This window comes from uncultured Azonexus sp. (assembly GCF_937982035.1).
Taxonomy (GTDB): Bacteria; Pseudomonadota; Gammaproteobacteria; order Burkholderiales; family Rhodocyclaceae; genus Azonexus.
Map to the genome: position 1 here is coordinate 95,827 of NZ_CALJNI010000002.1, position 16,951 is coordinate 112,777.

A 16,951-nucleotide genomic window follows, 5' to 3' on the forward strand; every position below is an offset into this window, starting at 1 on the left:
CTATTCAGCGGTGTCCCACAAATCCGTCGTCCCCAGGCCGGTCATCGGCGGATTGTCGCGAATGAACTGCTCCACGTCATCAGCCGGCAGGGGCTTGCTGATCAGGTAGCCCTGGATTTTCTCGCAACCGATGGACAGCAGGTATTTCAGCTGCGCCTCGGTTTCGACACCTTCGGCAACGACATCGAGCCCGAGCTTGTGCGCGAGCAGCACGGTCACGTCGCAGATATCGGCGTCGTTCTGGTCGCTTTCGATATCCTTGACGAAGGAGCGGTCGATCTTCAGCGTGCTGACCGGGAACAGCTTCAGATAGGCGAGCGAGGAATAACCGGTGCCGAAATCGTCGATGGCCAGCGACAGGCCGCAACCGGTCAGTTCGTTCATGGAGGCGATGGTCTGGTCCGGATCGGCCATCGACATCGACTCGGTGACTTCGAGGGTCATCATTTCGGATTCCAGCCCGTACTGGCGCAACAAGGCCTGGATACGATCCGGCAGCGCACGATTGAGAAACTGGCTGGCGGTCAGGTTGACCGACATCCGCACATGCGCGATCCCATGGCTTTGCCAGATGGCCAGTTGCCGGCAGGCATGCTCCAGGACCCAGTCGCCGATCGGCAGGATCAGACCGGTCTCCTCGGCAATCGGAATGAACTCCATCGGCGAGACCAGGCCGCGTTCCGGATGCTGCCAGCGGATCAGGGCCTCGACCCCGACCACGCGACCGCTGCGCAGATCGAGTTGCGGCTGGTAGTGCAGCAGGAACTGGCGCTGCTCGATGGCCTTGCGCAGATCGGATTCGATGGCCAGCCGCTTGACCGCGGCCAGCTGGATCTCGGCCTTGAAGAACTGGTAGTTGCCGCGACCGCTGGCCTTGGCGTGATACATCGCGGCATCGGCCTTCTGCATCAAGTCCGCACTTTCTTCCGCGTCATCGGGATAGAGGCAGATGCCGATGCTGGCACTGCTGCGCAACTCGTTGCCATCCAGCGTATAGGGCTTGGCGACGACCGACAGTATCTTGTCGGCGACGTGGGCGGCGTCGGCCGGCGAATCGAGGTCGGACAGCACGACGACGAATTCGTCGCCGCCCAGCCGGGCCACCAGGTCGCTCTGGCGAACGGTTTTGCCCAGGCGCTGCGCCAACTTGATCAACAGCAGGTCGCCGATCTGATGGCCGAGCGTGTCGTTGATCGTTTTGAAATTGTCGAGATCGATCATCAGCAAGGCCACCTGCTTGCCATTGCGGGCCGCCAGCCCGAGTACCTGCGACAGCCTTTCGTTCAGGCTGAAGCGGTTGGCCAGCCCGGTCAGCTGGTCGTTGAAGGCCAGCGCCTCGATCTTTTCCTCGGCCTTCTTGCGTTCGGTGATGTCGAAATGCGTGCCGATGTAATGAGTGACCACGCCGGCATCGTCCTTCACCGCCGAGATGGTCAGCCATTTCGGATAGATCTCGCCATTCTTCCGCCGATCCCAGACCTCGCCCTGCCAGCTGCCATTTTCGATGATCGCCGCCCACATGTCGCGGTAGAAGGCAGCATCATGGCGCCCCGACTTGAACATTCGCGGCGTCTGGCCAACGACCTCATCGGCCCGGTAACCGGTACTTTCGACGAAGGCCTGATTGACCCGCAGAATGATGCCACGCGCATCGGTGATCACCATGCCTTCCTGCGACTCGAACGCCGCCGCGGCGATGCGCAGATCGACCTCGACCCGCTTGCGTTCGGTGATGTCGGTATAAACCCAGATCGAGGGCGCCTCCAGCACGGCATCACGATCCAGCGGCCGTCCGGTCTGCATGACCCACATCGCCGTGCCGTCGCGATGGTGCATTTCCGTTTCGAAGTTGGCAAAGCCATTGGCCGCCAGCAGCGGATAACCCGCCCGCCCGGCGGCCTCGAAATGTTCCCGCGAACCGTAGAGCACCTCGGTGGTCTGGCCTTCCAGCTCTTGCGGGCCGGCAAAACCGAACATCTCGGCGATACGCTGATTGCACTTGATGATCCGCCGATTGCGCAACAGCAGGATGCCGACGTGTGCGTTGTCGAAAATCAGGCGCTGCTCGTCGAGCAATTCGCGGATACGGATATCCTTCTGCTTGCGTTCGGTGACATCGCGGACGATCGCCTGCAAGCATGCCTCACCGGCGTAATCGATGCGGTTGAGGCTGACCTCGACATCCAGCGGTGAACCGTCCTCGTACAGGTTTCGCCACTCGAAAACGACCGACTCGCCGTCATGGGCCTTCTGCAGCATTTCCCGCAGCACTTCCTGCGACGGACGGCCATTCGGCTGGAATTCGGGTGAGGCGACCATCGGCGTCATGCCGACCAGCTTTTCCCGCGGCATATGGTACAGGCTCTCCGCCCGCCGGTTGCAGTCGAGCACCACGTCCCCCTGCATGATGAATATCGCGTCGTTGGCCTGTTCGAACAGCGTATGGAAACGCTCCTCGGTCTGACGCAGGGAAAGCAGCGTCCGACTCAACTCGCCGGTCCGTTCAGCGACCTGGCGGCGCAGTATCCGGGTCCAGGCAAACAGGGCAACGATCAGCAGGCAAAGCCCGATTACCGCATACGCCAGGGGTCGGGCATAGCGAACCCAAAGGCTGTCAGTCAGAGGCTCACCCAGCCAGCGACGTTCGATGGCCGCCCGTTCGACAGCGTCGATCCCGGCAAATCCCGATTCGACGATTTCCAGAAGATCCGTACGCCCCTTGGCCACCGCCCGGTGAAATTCACCCGTATACAGCGCAGGCGAATGCAAAAACTCTTCGTGCGCACCATCGCGCAGGAAAAAATAATGGGCGGGCGGCTGATCGATGCACAGGACACGGACACCGTGCTGCACCGCCACCTTGACCATCGACTCGTAACTGGGATAGCGCTTGAAGTCGCTGATGCCCTTTGTCTTCAGGTAATCGATGCAGGCATCGCCATCCTTGACGCCAATGGTGAAACCCCGGGCCGACTCGGCATCGGCGATGCCGCTGATGCTTTTGTGGAAGAAAAGCGAGACCTCGATGGCGGCGTAGGGCTTGGAAAAGTCGTACAACTTCTCGCGCGCCTCGGTGCGGAAGATGGTATCGATGATGTCGGCGTGGCCGCCGGCCATCGTCTCGAGCGCCCTGGCCCAGTCCATGGCCTGCAGTTCCACGGCAATCCCGGTGTGCCTTGCCCAGAGCTGCCAGAGTTCGGGGAGGATCCCCTGCACCGAACCATCCGCCCCCCGGAACACGTAGGGCGGGTAGTTGTCGTCCAGCACCACGCGCACCGATTTCGGCGGCGCTTCGGCCAATGCCGGCGCAACAGACAGGAGGCACGCGAGCAGGAGAAGCACGCGCCGGAAAAAAGGTAACACTGGCATGAGTTGCGGTGAGTTGCCGGGAAAGGCCACATTCTTCATGGGCTCATACAAAAACTCCAGCACTCTTTTTCTCCACCACGGCGGCAAACATGCCATTACCCCGATCGGCACGACGCCGTCGGGTCAGCGCGCCACCGGCCGCGCCGGATCGGCGCACCATTCGCTCCACGAGCCGCCATACAACCGGGCCCCGGACAGGCCGGCAATTTCCATGGCCAGCAGGTTGTGACAGGCGGAGACGCCGGAACCGCAGTAATGCACCAACTGCTCGGGAGCAAGCCCGCCAAGGATGGACTGCCACTCGGCGGCCAGTTCGCCGGCCGGCTTGAAGTGACCGTCGGCGGCAAGGTTGTCGCGGAAGAAACGATTGACCGCGCCGGGAATATGACCGCCGACCGGGTCGATGGTCTCGTTCTCGCCACGGAAGCGGTCACTGGCCCGGCCATCGACCAGTCGCATCGAGGGCGAATCCAGCATGCGGCGGACGAACTGCGCGTCGACGGCAAAATTGCGCGTCACCGGGGTGAATTCGCGGGGCTTAGCCACGGGCGGCACGGCATCGACCGCCGCGCCGGCCGCCAGCCAGTCCTGCCAGCCACCGTCGAGTACGGCCACGGCGTCGTGACCGAGCCAGCGCAACAACCACCACAGCCGGCCGGCAATCATGCCCTGGGCGTCGTCATACACCACCACCTGGGTCTGTCGGCCGACGCCGATGCTGCCCAGACGGTCGGCCAGCAACTGCGGATCGGGCAGCGGGTGGCGACCGTTACCGCCGGTCGTCGGCCCGGACAGATCGCGGTCGCAATGCAGGAAGTGGGCGCCCGGAATGTGGGCTTCGGCATAAGCCCGCTCGCCGTAGGCAACGTCGGCCAGTTGATGGCGGACATCGATGACGCACCAGTCGGGATTGCCCAGTTGCGCCTGCAACTGGGCGACGGAAACCAGCGTGCCGAAACTCAAGCCTCGCTCTCCAGCCACTCGTCGGCGGCTGCCGCATCGTCGAAGACCTGCACGTCGGCATTGACGAAGGTCTGCGAAATCCAGGCGCTCCAGGTCACCCACTCGCTGTCGGTAACGACCGCCACGCGGTTGAAATCGTTGGCGTGGGCGCGCGAGAACTTGACCTCTTCCCAGGCCACGTCGAGCGTCAGCGTACCCATCTTGGTCAGGTCGAAGAACAGGTCGACGGGCCCCTCGAACTTGATCTTGTAATTGACGACTTCCTCGAACTCCCGGTAATCCGCCAGCGTGAACTCGCCGAAGACGGAAACATTGACGCGGTGGCCTTTATGGTCGATGACGATCATGGTCTTGCTCCTTTGTTGTTCTGGGTCCAGTTTAATCCTGCTCCACCGGGCTGGCACGCGAAAAATGCGTCGCCGCAATGCCCGACAGGATGATCAGGCCGATCGCCGCCCATGCCGATGCCGGCAGGACTTCGCCCCAGAACAGCATGCCGGCGAGGCTGGAGAAGATCACCGTGGAGTAGGCCAGCGCCGCCGACATCAGCGTCTTGCCGCGCGAATAGGCGCGGGTCATGGCCAGTTGGGCGAGCGTGGCAAAAGCGGCGACGCCGAACAGGATCAGGCCGCTGTCGGCATCGACCGGGTTGATTTCGCCGAAAGCCAGCCAGATCGCGGAACAGACGGTGGCCACCAGCGAGAAGTAGAAGACGGTGCGCGTTTCCGGTTCGCCGCGTGCGCCAAGTTCGCGCACGCTGAAGTAGGCCATGCCGGCCAGGACGCCCGAACCGAGGCCGATCAAGCCGCCGACCAGTTGATCTTCGTGCAAGGTCGGCTTGAGCAGCAGGACGACCCCGGCCAGGCCGATCGCCAGCGCACCGAGCATGCCGGTACGCATGCGCCAGCCGGCCAGTACCAGATAGAGCGCCAGGAAGATGGCCGAGGTGTAGTTGAGCGTCACCGCCGTCGCCAGCGGCAGCAGCGTGATCGCATAAAAATAGGAGAACAGCGCCGAGAAGCCGACCACCCCGCGCGTGATCTGCCAGCGCCAGTGCGGCGTGCGCAGCGACACGCCGCGCAGGCGGACCAGGCCATACATCAGCAGCAGGGCGATGGCACTGCGCCAGAAGGTGATTTCGACCGCATTGTGGGTTTCGGCCGCGAGCTTGACGCAGACGCCCATGCAGGCGAACAGGAAGCTGGCGGCGATCATCCACAGGGATTGCATGCGGGAACTCGAAAATACGAAGGGCGCCGGATTTTACCCCGGCGCCCTCATCGGCAGCGTGAATTCAACGGGAACTCAACGTGCTTCAATGTCCTTCTGCATGATCCGGCGGTAAAACTCGTGGAAGTGCTGCATGCCGTCTTCCATCGGGCTCTGGTACGGGCCGACCTCGTTCTTGCCTGCGGCCAGCAGCGCCTTGCGGCCACGGTCCATGCGCTCGCCGATGTCGTCGTCCTCGATCGCGGTTTCCATGTAGGCGGCACGTTCGGCCTCGATGAACTCGCGTTCGAAATCGACGATTTCCTCGGGGTAGTAGAACTCGACGACGTTCATCGTCTTGTCCACGCCCATCGGGATCAGCGTCGACACGACCAGCACGTGCGGATACCACTCGACCATGATGTTCGGGTAGTAGGTCAGCCAGATCGCGCCTTGCGGCGGCGTCTGCCCGCGGTCGCCGTAGTACTCGCGAACGACCTTCTGCCAGCGGTTGTACACGGCCGACGAGGATTCCTTGAGCAGCGAGGTGATGCCGACCTTCTGCACCGAATACCAGTCGCCGAACTGCCAGGTCAGATCGTCGCAGGTGACGAAATTGCCCAGACCCGGATGGTAGGGGACGACGTGGTAGTCCTCCAGATAGACCTCGATGAAGGTCTTCCAGTTGTAATTGCACTCGTGCATCTCGACGTGGTCGAGCTTGTAACCGGAGAAGTCGAGGTCGCGCGCGGTGGTCATGCCGGCCAGATCGGCGTTGGCCGAACGCGGGCCCTTGAACAGCAGGCCGTTCCAGTTTTCCAGCTTGACCTTGTCGAGGTTCAGGCAGGGATTCTGCGGGAAGTGCGGCGCCCCGATCAGTTCGCCGGATTGCTCGTAGGTCCACCGGTGGATCGGGCAGACCACCGGCCCTTCAAGCTTGCCGGCGCCCTGCAGCATGATCGCCTGACGATGGCGGCAGACGTTGGACATCTGCCAGATGCCGGCATTCGGTCCGACCGCGCCGCCGTTGAGCAGCATCTGGCCATGGTCCTTCCATTCCTGGGTACGGTAATCCCCCGCTTCGGGCACCATCAACTGGTGGCCGACGTAGCCCGGACCGGCATCGAAGATGAGTTTCTTCTCCAGCGCGTAAATCCGTTCATCGAAGTACCAGTCCACCGGCAGTTGGGAAACTGCAGGGGCCAACCGGGACGAAGTCGCCATGTCGGACATTCCAAGCCTCCAGCGGGTTAAAAGGATATTGATTTTATCCTGAAATTTGACCGAAATACCCCGGATGGAGTATTTTCACGCGTTTCCCCAAGACTGTGTGACATGGATCCGACGTCGATCGCCGACCTGAAATTCGAGACCGCACTGGCTGAACTTGAGGCCATCGTCTCCGGCATGGAAGGCGGCCAGCTCGAACTCGAAGCCTCGATCGCCGCCCACCAGCGCGGCATGGCGCTGATCCGTCACTGTCAGGCGCAACTCGAGCGCGCCGAGGAACAGATTCGCATCATCGAGAACGGTGAAGCGCGGGAAATCGACCGCAAAACCCTGGAGGCGCAGTGAGCATTCCTTTTGCTGACTGGATGGCCGCCACCCAGGCCCGCACCGAATCCGCCCTGAGCCGCCTCCTGCCGGCCGGCGAGATGATCCCGCAACGCCTGCACGAGGCCATGCGCTACGCCACACTCGGCGGCGGCAAGCGTGTGCGGCCGCTGCTCGCCTTCGCCGCCGGCGAACTGACCGGCGCCACCCCGGACAAACTCGATGTCGTCGCCTGCGCGGTCGAGCTGATCCACGCCTACTCGCTGGTGCACGACGACCTGCCGTGCATGGACGACGACGTGCTGCGCCGCGGCCGGCCGACCTGCCACGTTGAATACGACGAACCGACCGCGCTGCTGGTCGGCGACAGCCTGCAGACACTGGCCTTCGAACTGCTGGCCAGCCAGCCGCTCGGTGAGCGCCAGCTCGAAATGATCGCCCTGCTCGCCCACGCCAGCGGCTCGCGCGGCATGGCCGGCGGTCAGGCCATCGACCTGGCTTCGGTCGGCAAACCGCTCGAACAGGCCGAACTCGAACTGATGCACGCGCTCAAGACCGGCGCCCTGATCCGCGCCGCAGTCATGCTCGGCGCCTTGGCCGGCCAGCCGCTGTCGGCCGACGAACGCGCCGGTCTCGACCGTTTCGCCAAACGCGCCGGCCTGCTCTTCCAGGTTGTCGACGACATCCTTGACTGCACCGCCAGCACCGCCACGCTCGGCAAGACCGCCGGCAAGGACGAAGCTGCCGACAAACCGACCTACGTCGCCCTGCTCGGCCTGGAGCGCGCCCGCGCCTACGCCGAGGAATTGCGAACCGAAGCCCTGTCGGCGCTGTCCATTTTCGGCGAGCGTGCCAGCCGCCTGACCCAACTGGCCGATTTCATCTGCCACCGCCAATTCTGACCATGAGCTACCCGCTGCTGGAAACCATCGACAGCCCGGCCGACCTGCGTCGGCTGGAACGCAAGCAACTGCCCCAGCTTGCCGGCGAACTGCGCGAATTCCTGATCGAATCGGTGTCGCAGACCGGCGGCCACCTGTCGTCCAACCTCGGCACCGTCGAACTGACCATCGCGCTGCATGCCGTCTTCGACACACCGGCCGACCGCCTGGTCTGGGACGTCGGCCACCAGTGCTACCCGCACAAGATTCTGACCGGCCGCCGCCAGGGCATGGACAAGCTGCGCATGCGCCACGGCATCGCCGGTTTCCCCAAACGTTGCGAGAGCGAATACGACACCTTCGGCGTCGGTCACTCGTCGACCTCGATCTCGGCCGCGCTGGGCATGGCCCACGCCGCCCGCCTTAAGGGCGAGGCGCGCAAGGTCGTCGCCATCATCGGCGACGGCGCGATGTCGGCCGGCATGGCCTTCGAGGCCATGAACAACGCCGGCGTCGGCGAGACCGACATGCTGGTCATCCTCAACGACAACGAGATGTCGATCTCGCCGCCGGTCGGCGCGCTGAACAACATCCTGACCCGTCTGACCTCGAGCAAGACTTACAACGCCGCCCGCGAGGCCGGCCGGCACATGCTCGGCTTCGCCCCGCCGCTGCTCGAACTGGCGCGCCGCGCCGAGGAGCACGTCAAGGGCATGATCGCCCCGGGCACGCTGTTCGAGGAATTCGGTTTCCATTACTACGGCCCCATCGACGGCCACGACCTCGACGCGCTGATCCCGACGCTGGAGAACCTCAAGCAACTCAAGGGCCCGAAGTTCCTGCACGTGATCACCAAGAAGGGCCAGGGCTACAAGCTGGCCGAGAGCGACCCCATCCTCTACCACGGCGTCGGCAAGTTCTCCGCCGACCAGGGCATCGCCAGCGGCAAGGGCGGCGGCAAGCTGACCTATACCCAGGTCTTCGGTGACTGGCTGTGCGACATGGCGCGCGCCGATTCGCGCCTGGTGGCGATCACCCCGGCGATGCGCGAAGGTTCCGGCATGGTCCGCTTCGCCAGCGAATTCGCCGACCGTTACCACGATGTCGGCATCGCCGAGCAGCACGCCGTGACCTTCGCCGCCGGACTGGCCTGCGAAGGACTGAAGCCGGTCGTCGCCATCTACTCGACCTTCCTGCAGCGCGCCTACGACCAGTTGATCCACGACGTCGCCCTGCAGAACCTGCCGGTCGTCTTCGCCGTCGACCGTGGCGGCCTGGTTGGTGCCGACGGCCCGACCCATCACGGCACCTTCGACCTGTCCTTCGCCGCCTGCATCCCGAACATGGTGGTGATGACCCCCGCCGACGAAGCCGAATGCCGGCGTCTGCTATCCACCGCCTTCGCCCATGACGGCCCCAGCCTGGTTCGCTACCCGCGCGGCGGCGGCACCGGTACGCTGCCGTCGGGCGAACTCGACACGCTGCCACTGGGCAAGGGTGAAATCCGCCGTCGCGGCCAGGGCGTCGCCCTGCTTGCCTTCGGCAGCCTGGTCGCCGCCGCCGAAGCCGCCGGCAAGGTGCTCGACGCGACGGTCGCCAACATGCGCTTCGTCAAGCCGCTCGACATCGAACTGATTGTCGAGCTGGCGGGGAACCATTCGCTGCTCGTCAGCATCGAAGAGAATGCCGTGATTGGCGGTGCCGGCTCGGAAATCGAGCGGGTGCTGGCCGAACGCGGGTTGAACGTGGCCGTGCTGCGTCTCGGCCTGCCGGATCGTTTCATCGATCATGGCGAACAGGGTCAGCTCCTCGCCGAGCTCGGCCTCGACAAGGACGGCATCGTGCGCAGTGTGCGCGAACGCCTGGCCAATCAATCACCCGACAGAACAGCACAATGACCACTACCAGCATCCCTGACGTCCAGAACTCCGCCGACACCCGCCAGATCGCCATCAACAAGGTTGGCATCAAGTCGATCCGCCACCCGGTCAAAGTCGGCGACAAGGCCGCCGGCGTCCAGCACACCATCGCCGTCTTCAACATGTACGTCGGCCTGCCGCACAACTTCAAGGGCACGCACATGTCGCGCTTCGTGGAAATCCTGAACAGCCACGAACGCGAGATCTCGGTCGAGAACTTCCCGGCCATGCTCCAGGACATGATCGTCAAGCTCGAAGCCGAAACCGGCCACATCGAGATGAACTTCCCCTACTTCATCAACAAGACGGCGCCGATCTCCGGCGTGCAGAGCCTGATGGACTACGACGTCACCTTCATCGGCGACATCAAGAACGGTGAGATCGTCACCTCGACCAAGGTCGTCGTCCCGGTCACCAGCCTGTGCCCGTGCTCGAAGAAGATTTCCGAACGCGGCGCCCACAACCAGCGCTCGCACGTCACCGTCACCGCCCGCACCAACGATTTCGTCTGGATCGAGGAGCTGGTGCAACTGGTCGAGTCCGAGGCCTCCTGCGAACTGTTCGGTCTGCTGAAGCGCCCGGACGAAAAATACGTCACCGAACGTGCCTACGACAACCCCAAGTTCGTCGAGGACATGGTCCGCGACGTCGCCGCCCGCCTCAACGCCGAGCCGCGCATCGACGCCTACGTCGTCGAATCGGAAAATTTCGAATCGATCCACAACCACTCGGCGTATGCGCTGATCGAGCGGGACAAGAAAAACGGCTGACTGCCGCGGTCTGCCCCGGATTCATCCCAAAGAGGCTACGGCCTCTTTTTTTGTTGCCCGGCATTTTCCGTAGACGAAAAAAAGGGGCCGAAGCCCCTTTTCATGTCCTGCAGCAAACCGTCGATCAGGCGGAAGCCTTCTTCGCCGGCAGCTTTTCCTTGATGCGTGCGGACTTGCCCGAACGGTCGCGGAGGTAGTACAGCTTGGCGCGACGGACGTCACCGCGACGCTTGAGTTCGATCGACGCAACCAGCGGCGAATAGGTCTGGAAGGTACGCTCGACGCCTTCGCCCGAAGAAATCTTGCGGACGATGAAGTTCGAGTTCAGGCCACGGTTACGCTTGGCGATGACGACGCCTTCGTAAGCCTGCAGACGCTCGCGGTTGCCTTCCTTGACCTTCACTTGAACGACAACGGTGTCGCCCGGTGCGAAGTCGGGAATGGTCTTGCCCAGGCGGGCGATTTCTTCTTGTTCCAGCTGTTGAATCAGGTTCATGTGAGATCCTTTTTATAAAACATTACTCACCGCATTGCTCCTCTCCGGATATTTCCGTGAGGAGTTGCGTTTCCTCCGCAGTCAGACTGCGGTGCGCCAGCAAATCCGGGCGACGCTTCCGGGTCCGCGCCAGCGACTGCTTGAGCCGCCAACGACGAATTTTCTTGTGATCGCCGGAGATCAGCACTTCAGGCACCGCCATTCCCTCGTAAACCTCGGGACGGGTGTAGTGCGGACAATCCAGCAGACCACCGACAAACGAATCTTCCACCGCCGAAGCGGCATCGCCGAGCACCCCGGGCAACTGGCGGACAATGGCATCGATCAGCACCATCGCCGGCAATTCGCCCCCGGAGAGCACGAAATCCCCGATCGAAATTTCCTCATCGACACAGCGCTCGATCAGACGCTCGTCGATTCCTTCATAGCGGCCGCACAGCAGGATCAGCCCCGCTTCGCCGCTCGCCAGCTGCATGACCCGTTCGTGGGTCAGCGGCGCGCCCTGCGGCGACAGGTAGATGACCCGGCTGCTCGCCAGGCCCGCTGCCTGCTGCTGCGCCTTTGCTGCAGCAATCGCCTTCTCCAGCGGCCCCGGCTGCATCAGCATGCCCGGTCCGCCGCCGAAGGGACGATCATCGACGCGACGCCAGGCGTTTTCGGCGAAATCCCTGGGATTCCAGCCTTGCCAGGCCCAGCGCCCTTCTTCCAGCGCCCGTCGGGTAATACCGCTTTGCGTCACGGCGGCGAACATCTCCGGAAAGATGGTCACGCAGTCGAACCGGATCACCAGTCGCTGCCCCACGCAACGCGAATGCGCCCTGCTTCCTTCTCCACCGCCAGCACCACTGCCTCGACAAAAGGCAGCAGTCGTTCGGTGCCATCCCCGGCGACCACGCGCAACACATCGTTGGCGCCGGTTTCGATCAGCCCGGCAACCGTGCCGAGCGTTTCGTCTGCTTCATTGACGACCACCAGACCGAGCAAATCGCCCCAGTAGAACTCGTCATCGGCGGGCGGCGGCAACATGTCGCGCGGCGCGCCCACCAGTGTTCCCTTCAGCGCCTCGGCGGCCGTCCGGTCGGGGACTTCGTCCAGCAGGACGACAATCCCGTCGCCATGCGCTTTCAGACCCTTGAGCCCGACTTCGCGCCACGGTCCGCCTTCGCGACCGATCCACCAGACCGGCATGTCTGCCCAGGCCAGCGGATCATCCCCGAAAGGATGCAGTCTCAGCCAGCCGCGAATCCCGTAAGGATCGGCCAGCCGACCCAGGACGACGATTTCGCTGCCGGACAAGGGCAAAGCCGCTTAGGCAGCCTGCTGGGCAGCGTGCTGCTTGACCAGACGGGCAACCGTCGGCGACAGCTGGGCGCCGTTGTTCTGCCAGTAGGCCAGACGATCGGCGGAAATACGCAGGGCTTCGGCATTGCCGGAGGCAACCGGGTTGTAGAAGCCGATGCGCTCAACGAAACGGCCGTCACGACGGTTACGGGAATCGGTAACAACCATGTTGTAGAACGGGCGCTTCTTGGCGCCGCCACGGGCAAGACGGATAACAACCATTGGAATACTTTCGTTAGCTGGGAAAAAGACGCAAGATTATATCTGCAAATCGATAAAAAACAAGCCACTTAAGCGCAACGCAATCGCCGACGACCGCCGCTTGGCAAGATAGGGAGAAATGCCCTTTTTTGCTATCCTTGCAGAAATCATGGCAAAAACACCACAAAACGACACAGCGGTGGCCGGCGAAGGCGGCATCAAGGGCATTCTTGAATGGCTGGCGCTGGCCCACGGTCGCTCGAGCGCGGAGGATACCGAGGAACTGCTGCGTCAGGTGCTCTATCTTCGCGAAGCACCGATTGCCACACCGCAACGCATCAAATTGCTTGACCTCCTCTATGCCCACACCGAGGAGGTCGTGCGCAACGAGTTGCCGCGCTTGAACGAGTTATCGCTACCGATCTCGCGCAAGATTCGCCAGCGTGTCCGCCTGATCCTTGAACTGCTGGAGACGCTGACCCAGGATTATTTCAACACCCTGGCGGCCCTGTTCGACCCGCAGGGCAACACCCTGGGCAACGGCGCGCAGACCTCGCTGCGCCGGGCCATGCTGTCGATTGCCTGGCAGATCCGCATCCACCACCTGGTCGCCGCGCCGCCCCGCCCCGGGCTCTGGCAGCAACTGCACGCCGCCTTCCGGACCGCCCGCCGCCTCGGCGTCGAACATCACCCGGGCCCGAGGGAATCGGCCAGCATCCAGCGCCTGTACACCAACATCCTGCTCACCGCGATTGCCCAGCCGGCTTCTTTTTCCTCAGACGAACTGGAATTCATCAACGCTCTCGTCGAGCAGAGCGGACAGCCGCCGGCGCTCAGCGAAAAAATCAGCGAACCGCTCGACAGCTGCTTCTGGATCGACCTCGACCGCGACTTCCCCGCCCACGCACTGAGCCGGCGCACGCCGGGCAGCGACATCCAGCCGCTGTATTTTTCCTGCGCCGAACTCGCCCGGGAAATCGGCGAAATCCGCCACCAGCTCGATACTGGCACCCCGCCCCGGCAACTCGGGCTGCCCGAGTTTGCCGGCACCCACAGCGGCCAGGGTGTTCTCAGGCGCCTGGAAAAGCTATGGGGACTGCCCGCCAAGCGCAAGTTCCCGCGCCGTCGGCAGTCCTACCGCGCCCGACTGTGCTCGGGCCTGGAGAGCCTCCACCGGCTGCTGGAGAATCCGGACCAGGACGTTGAACTCAGTGAATGGATGGTGACCAACGAAAGCCCCGACGGCTTTGCCCTGATGCACATGATGGGCAGCACCACCCAGCTGCGGGTCGGCGACATCGTTGCCATCCAGACCCAGAAGGAAGCCGGCAACGGCGACGCCTGGCACGTCTGCATCATCCGCTGGGCCATCTCGGAAAACCCGGAGCATGTCGAGGTCGGCCTGCAGTTGCTGGCGCCCCGAGCCATCGCCGCCCGCATTGCCCAGCCGTGGAACCTCCAGGCCACCCAGATCAACGCGCTGATTCTTCCCGAGACCCCGCCACTGCGCAAGAACCAGTCGCTGGTGGTCAGCCCCGGACTGCTCAACGAGGACAGCCGCCAGATCGTGCTGCTGATCGAGCAGGACAATTTTGCCGTCCGCGAAGTCCGCACCACGGGCATCGACGAGCAGACCAGTTCGGTCGAGATCTTCCCGATCCTTCCCGAAGACATGGAGTGATGGCCGCCCGGACGTATAATCCGGGCCCATGCAAGACATACTCGTCCTTTACTACAGCCATCGCGGCTCGGTCCGTGCCCTGGCCGAACGCCTGGCCCGCGGCATCGATTCGGTCCCCGGCGCCCAGGCCCGCCTGCGCACCGTCCCCCGGGTGTCCACCGTCTGCGAAGCGAGTGCCCCCGGCGTTCCCGACACAGGGGCGCCCTACGTCGAAATCAGCGATCTTGAGGAATGCGCCGGCCTGGCCCTGGGCAGCCCGGTCCGTTTCGGCAACATGGCAGCGCCGATGAAGTATTTCTGGGACGGCACCATCGCCACCTGGCAGAACGGCAGCCTGGCCGGCAAACCGGCCTGCGTGTTCACCTCCAGCGCCAGCCAGCACGGCGGCAACGAAGCGACGCTGCTGAGCATGATGCTGCCGCTACTGCACCACGGCATGCTGCTGATGGGGCTACCCTACACCGAAGCCGAATTATCGACCACACGCAGCGGCGGCACACCCTACGGGGCCAGCCATGTCGCCGGTGGTAACGGTGATCCGACACTGACCGAAGCGGAAAGCCAGCTGGCTTTCGCCCAGGGCCAGCGCCTGGCCCGACTGGTCGTCCAACTGGGGAAATCATGAACGCCCGCCTTTACCAGAACCTGACCAGCGCCGCGCTGATCGCCCTGATCTTCCTCTGCCTGGCCTGGGAAGGCTGGCTGGCGCCCTTGCGCCCAGGCGGCTCGTGGCTGACGCTCAAGGCCATCGTCCTGCTGGCGCCGCTGTTCGGCATCCTGCGCGGCAAGCGGTACACCTACAAGTGGCTGTCACTGCTGATCCAGCTCTACCTGCTCGAAGGCCTGACCCGGGCAACCAGCGACCAGGGACTGTCACAATGGCTGGCTGTCGGCGAAACCGTGCTCGCCGTGCTCATCTTCTACTCAGCGGTGATGTTCATCCGGGCGACAAGAAATACCGAGATAAAAAAAACCGCGTCGTCGTGACGCGGTTTTTTGCCAGGGCGCGCTGACTCAGATGTCGTCGCCCTGGGCGCGCACCTTGTCGAGCGTCGATTCGAGCTTGTTCAGCGCATTCAGGTAGGAACGCGCCGAAGCGATGACGATGTCGGTATCGGCGCCGTTGCCGTTGACGATGCGGCCGCCCTTGGCCAGGCGCGTGGTCACCTCGCCCTGGGCATCGGTACCGGTGGTGATCGCATTGACCGAGTAAAGCAGCAACTCGGCACCGCTGCCGGCAATGCTTTCGATCGCCTTGAACGTCGCATCGACCGGCCCGCCGCCGCTGGCTTCGGCCTTGTGTTCGACGCCGCCGACACTGAGGATAACGGTCGCCTGCGGCATCTCGCCGGTTTCCGAGGTCACCCGGGAATAGACCAGCTTGTAGTGTTCCTGCTCCGGCGTCACGACTTCGTCCGAGACCAGCGCGTGCAGGTCCTCGTCGAAAATCTCGTGCTTTTTGTCGGCCAGTTCCTTGAAGCGGGCGAAGGCGGCATTGAGCGCCTCGTCGCTGTCCAGTTCGATCCCCAGTTCCTGCAGCCGCGATTTGAAGGCGTTGCGCCCGGAGTGCTTGCCGAGTACCAGCTTGTTCTGCGTCCAGCCGACATCCTGGGCACGCATGATCTCGTAGGTCTCGCGGTGCTTGAGCACGCCGTCCTGATGGATACCGGACTCGTGCGCGAAGGCGTTGGCGCCGACGACGGCCTTGTTCGGCTGCACCGGGTAGCCGGTGATCTGCGAGACGAGCTTGGAAGCGGCGACGATCTGCGTCGTGTCGATGCGCGTCTCGACCGGGAAGACATCGGCGCGCGTGCGCACGGCCATGACGATTTCTTCCAGCGCGGCGTTGCCGGCGCGTTCACCGAGACCGTTGATCGTGCATTCGACCTGACGGGCACCGGCCAGCACGGCGGCCAGCGAGTTGGACACGGCCAGGCCGAGGTCATTGTGACAATGCACCGACCACACCACCTTATCGGAATTGGGCACGCGCTCGATCAACTGGCGCATGGTTTCGGCGTACTGCGAGGGGATGTTGTAGCCAACCGTGTCGGGCACGTTGATCGTCTTCGCCCCGGCCTTGATCACCGCCTCGAAGATGCGGCACAGGAAGTCGATTTCCGAACGCCCGGCGTCCTCGGCCGAGAACTCGACGTCGTCGGTGTATTGCCGCGCCCAGCCGATCGCCTTGACCGCCTGCTCGACCACCTGATCGGGACTCATGCGCAGCTTCTTCTCCATGTGGATCGGACTGGTCGCGATGAAGGTATGGATGCGGCCCGACTTGGCCGGGCGGATCGCCTCGCCGGAACGGGCGATGTCGTTCTCGCTGGCGCGCGCCAGCGAGCAGACCGTCGAATCCTTGATCGCCTGGGCGATCGCCTGGATCGATTCGAAATCGCCGGGCGAAGCGGCGGCGAAGCCGGCCTCGATGACGTCGACGCGCATCTTCTCCAGCTGGCGGGCGACGCGGATCTTCTCCTCGCGCGTCATCGACGCGCCGGGACTCTGCTCACCGTCGCGCAGCGTGGTATCGAAAATGACCAAGTGTTGTTTCATGATGACTC

The 16,951-nt window shown here is 63.5% G+C and carries 17 protein-coding genes; 7 read left to right on the forward strand and 10 right to left on the reverse strand.

The features are described from left to right. The 5 genes from Q0799_RS02195 to Q0799_RS02215 form a co-directional block, all read right to left on the reverse strand. Positions 1–3,342 carry an EAL domain-containing protein gene (locus Q0799_RS02195; RefSeq protein WP_298393716.1) on the reverse strand — a complete coding sequence of 1,114 codons (3,342 nt, stop codon included), beginning with the start codon at positions 3,340–3,342 and terminating at the stop codon, positions 1–3. Between the two features lie 150 nt (positions 3,343–3,492). Then, a complete protein-coding gene (locus Q0799_RS02200; protein WP_298393718.1) occupies positions 3,493–4,332 on the reverse strand; it encodes a sulfurtransferase in 840 nt (279 codons plus the stop codon). Further along, the gene (locus Q0799_RS02205) at positions 4,329–4,679 is read right to left on the reverse strand and encodes an STAS/SEC14 domain-containing protein (protein WP_298393720.1); all 351 of its coding nucleotides are present in this window, start codon (positions 4,677–4,679) and stop codon (positions 4,329–4,331) included. The genes Q0799_RS02200 and Q0799_RS02205 overlap by 4 nt, the downstream gene beginning before the upstream one ends. Positions 4,680–4,710: 31 nt before the next feature. After that, positions 4,711–5,562: a DMT family transporter gene (locus Q0799_RS02210; RefSeq protein ID WP_298393722.1), complete on the reverse strand. Its 852-nt coding sequence runs from the start codon at positions 5,560–5,562 to the stop codon at positions 4,711–4,713. Positions 5,563–5,637: 75 nt separating this feature from the next. Continuing rightward, positions 5,638–6,774, reverse strand: coding sequence for an aromatic ring-hydroxylating dioxygenase subunit alpha (locus tag Q0799_RS02215; protein WP_298393724.1), 1,137 nt, complete (start codon positions 6,772–6,774; stop codon positions 5,638–5,640). A 102-nt stretch (positions 6,775–6,876) separates the two neighbouring features. Between Q0799_RS02215 and xseB the strand changes: the two genes are divergently transcribed. From xseB to folE2, 4 genes are read left to right on the forward strand one after another with little or no spacing between them, the layout of a single operon-like run. Beyond that, positions 6,877–7,116, forward strand: coding sequence for an exodeoxyribonuclease VII small subunit (gene xseB, locus Q0799_RS02220; protein WP_028994676.1), 240 nt, complete (start codon positions 6,877–6,879; stop codon positions 7,114–7,116). A gap of 20 nt (positions 7,117–7,136) precedes the next feature. Then, the gene (locus Q0799_RS02225; RefSeq protein ID WP_298393766.1) at positions 7,137–7,997 is read left to right on the forward strand and encodes a farnesyl diphosphate synthase; all 861 of its coding nucleotides are present in this window, start codon (positions 7,137–7,139) and stop codon (positions 7,995–7,997) included. Positions 7,998–7,999: 2 nt separating this feature from the next. Next, positions 8,000–9,874: a 1-deoxy-D-xylulose-5-phosphate synthase gene (gene dxs, locus Q0799_RS02230; protein ID WP_298393727.1), complete on the forward strand. Its 1,875-nt coding sequence runs from the start codon at positions 8,000–8,002 to the stop codon at positions 9,872–9,874. Continuing rightward, positions 9,871–10,665: a GTP cyclohydrolase FolE2 gene (gene folE2, locus Q0799_RS02235; protein WP_298393729.1), complete on the forward strand. Its 795-nt coding sequence runs from the start codon at positions 9,871–9,873 to the stop codon at positions 10,663–10,665. Before dxs ends, folE2 begins: the two co-directional genes overlap by 4 nt. Before the next feature lie 124 nt (positions 10,666–10,789). Here folE2 and rplS read toward each other — a convergent pair whose 3' ends face one another. Genes rplS through rpsP form a run of 4 tightly spaced genes read right to left on the reverse strand, consistent with a single transcriptional unit; the run spans position 10,790 to position 12,724 of the window. After that, entirely contained in the window at positions 10,790–11,161 is a 372-nt protein-coding gene (rplS, locus tag Q0799_RS02240; protein WP_298393730.1) for a 50S ribosomal protein L19, read from the reverse strand. A 22-nt stretch (positions 11,162–11,183) separates the two neighbouring features. Continuing rightward, positions 11,184–11,948, reverse strand: coding sequence for a tRNA (guanosine(37)-N1)-methyltransferase TrmD (gene trmD / locus Q0799_RS02245; RefSeq protein ID WP_211226394.1), 765 nt, complete (start codon positions 11,946–11,948; stop codon positions 11,184–11,186). Beyond that, entirely contained in the window at positions 11,945–12,457 is a 513-nt protein-coding gene (gene rimM, locus Q0799_RS02250) for a ribosome maturation factor RimM (RefSeq protein ID WP_298393735.1), read from the reverse strand. The genes trmD and rimM overlap by 4 nt, the downstream gene beginning before the upstream one ends. Before the next feature lie 12 nt (positions 12,458–12,469). Further along, a complete protein-coding gene (gene rpsP, locus Q0799_RS02255) occupies positions 12,470–12,724 on the reverse strand; it encodes a 30S ribosomal protein S16 (protein ID WP_028994670.1) in 255 nt (84 codons plus the stop codon). A gap of 148 nt (positions 12,725–12,872) precedes the next feature. Between rpsP and Q0799_RS02260 the strand changes: the two genes are divergently transcribed. Genes Q0799_RS02260 through Q0799_RS02270 form a run of 3 tightly spaced genes read left to right on the forward strand, consistent with a single transcriptional unit; the run spans position 12,873 to position 15,371 of the window. Beyond that, on the forward strand, positions 12,873–14,384 hold the full coding sequence (locus Q0799_RS02260) for a hypothetical protein (RefSeq protein ID WP_298393737.1): 1,512 nt from the start codon (positions 12,873–12,875) through the stop codon (positions 14,382–14,384). A 28-nt stretch (positions 14,385–14,412) separates the two neighbouring features. Then, the gene (gene wrbA, locus Q0799_RS02265) at positions 14,413–15,009 is read left to right on the forward strand and encodes an NAD(P)H:quinone oxidoreductase (protein WP_298393739.1); all 597 of its coding nucleotides are present in this window, start codon (positions 14,413–14,415) and stop codon (positions 15,007–15,009) included. After that, positions 15,006–15,371, forward strand: coding sequence for a DUF2069 domain-containing protein (locus tag Q0799_RS02270; RefSeq protein WP_298393741.1), 366 nt, complete (start codon positions 15,006–15,008; stop codon positions 15,369–15,371). Before wrbA ends, Q0799_RS02270 begins: the two co-directional genes overlap by 4 nt. Positions 15,372–15,398: 27 nt before the next feature. On the opposite strand, the gene Q0799_RS02275 is transcribed toward Q0799_RS02270, so the two are convergent. Then, on the reverse strand, positions 15,399–16,943 hold the full coding sequence (locus Q0799_RS02275) for a 2-isopropylmalate synthase (protein ID WP_298393743.1): 1,545 nt from the start codon (positions 16,941–16,943) through the stop codon (positions 15,399–15,401). Between the last annotated feature and the right edge of the window lie 8 nt (positions 16,944–16,951).

Excerpts from the sequence above, each read along its gene's own strand:
- Q0799_RS02205 (WP_298393720.1), bottom strand. The coding sequence starts at position 4,679 with ATGATCGTCATCGACCATAAAGGCCACCGCGTCAATGTTTCCGTCTTC.
- Q0799_RS02210 (WP_298393722.1), bottom strand. The coding sequence starts at position 5,562 with ATGCAATCCCTGTGGATGATCGCCGCCAGCTTCCTGTTCGCCTGCATG.
- Q0799_RS02215 (WP_298393724.1), bottom strand. The coding sequence starts at position 6,774 with ATGTCCGACATGGCGACTTCGTCCCGGTTGGCCCCTGCAGTTTCCCAA.
- xseB (WP_028994676.1), top strand. The coding sequence starts at position 6,877 with ATGGATCCGACGTCGATCGCCGACCTGAAATTCGAGACCGCACTGGCT.
- Q0799_RS02225 (WP_298393766.1), top strand. The coding sequence starts at position 7,137 with ATGGCCGCCACCCAGGCCCGCACCGAATCCGCCCTGAGCCGCCTCCTG.
- dxs (WP_298393727.1), top strand. The coding sequence starts at position 8,000 with ATGAGCTACCCGCTGCTGGAAACCATCGACAGCCCGGCCGACCTGCGT.
- folE2 (WP_298393729.1), top strand. The coding sequence starts at position 9,871 with ATGACCACTACCAGCATCCCTGACGTCCAGAACTCCGCCGACACCCGC.
- rplS (WP_298393730.1), bottom strand. The coding sequence starts at position 11,161 with ATGAACCTGATTCAACAGCTGGAACAAGAAGAAATCGCCCGCCTGGGC.
- rpsP (WP_028994670.1), bottom strand. The coding sequence starts at position 12,724 with ATGGTTGTTATCCGTCTTGCCCGTGGCGGCGCCAAGAAGCGCCCGTTC.
- Q0799_RS02260 (WP_298393737.1), top strand. The coding sequence starts at position 12,873 with ATGGCAAAAACACCACAAAACGACACAGCGGTGGCCGGCGAAGGCGGC.
- wrbA (WP_298393739.1), top strand. The coding sequence starts at position 14,413 with ATGCAAGACATACTCGTCCTTTACTACAGCCATCGCGGCTCGGTCCGT.
- Q0799_RS02270 (WP_298393741.1), top strand. The coding sequence starts at position 15,006 with ATGAACGCCCGCCTTTACCAGAACCTGACCAGCGCCGCGCTGATCGCC.
- Q0799_RS02275 (WP_298393743.1), bottom strand. The coding sequence starts at position 16,943 with ATGAAACAACACTTGGTCATTTTCGATACCACGCTGCGCGACGGTGAG.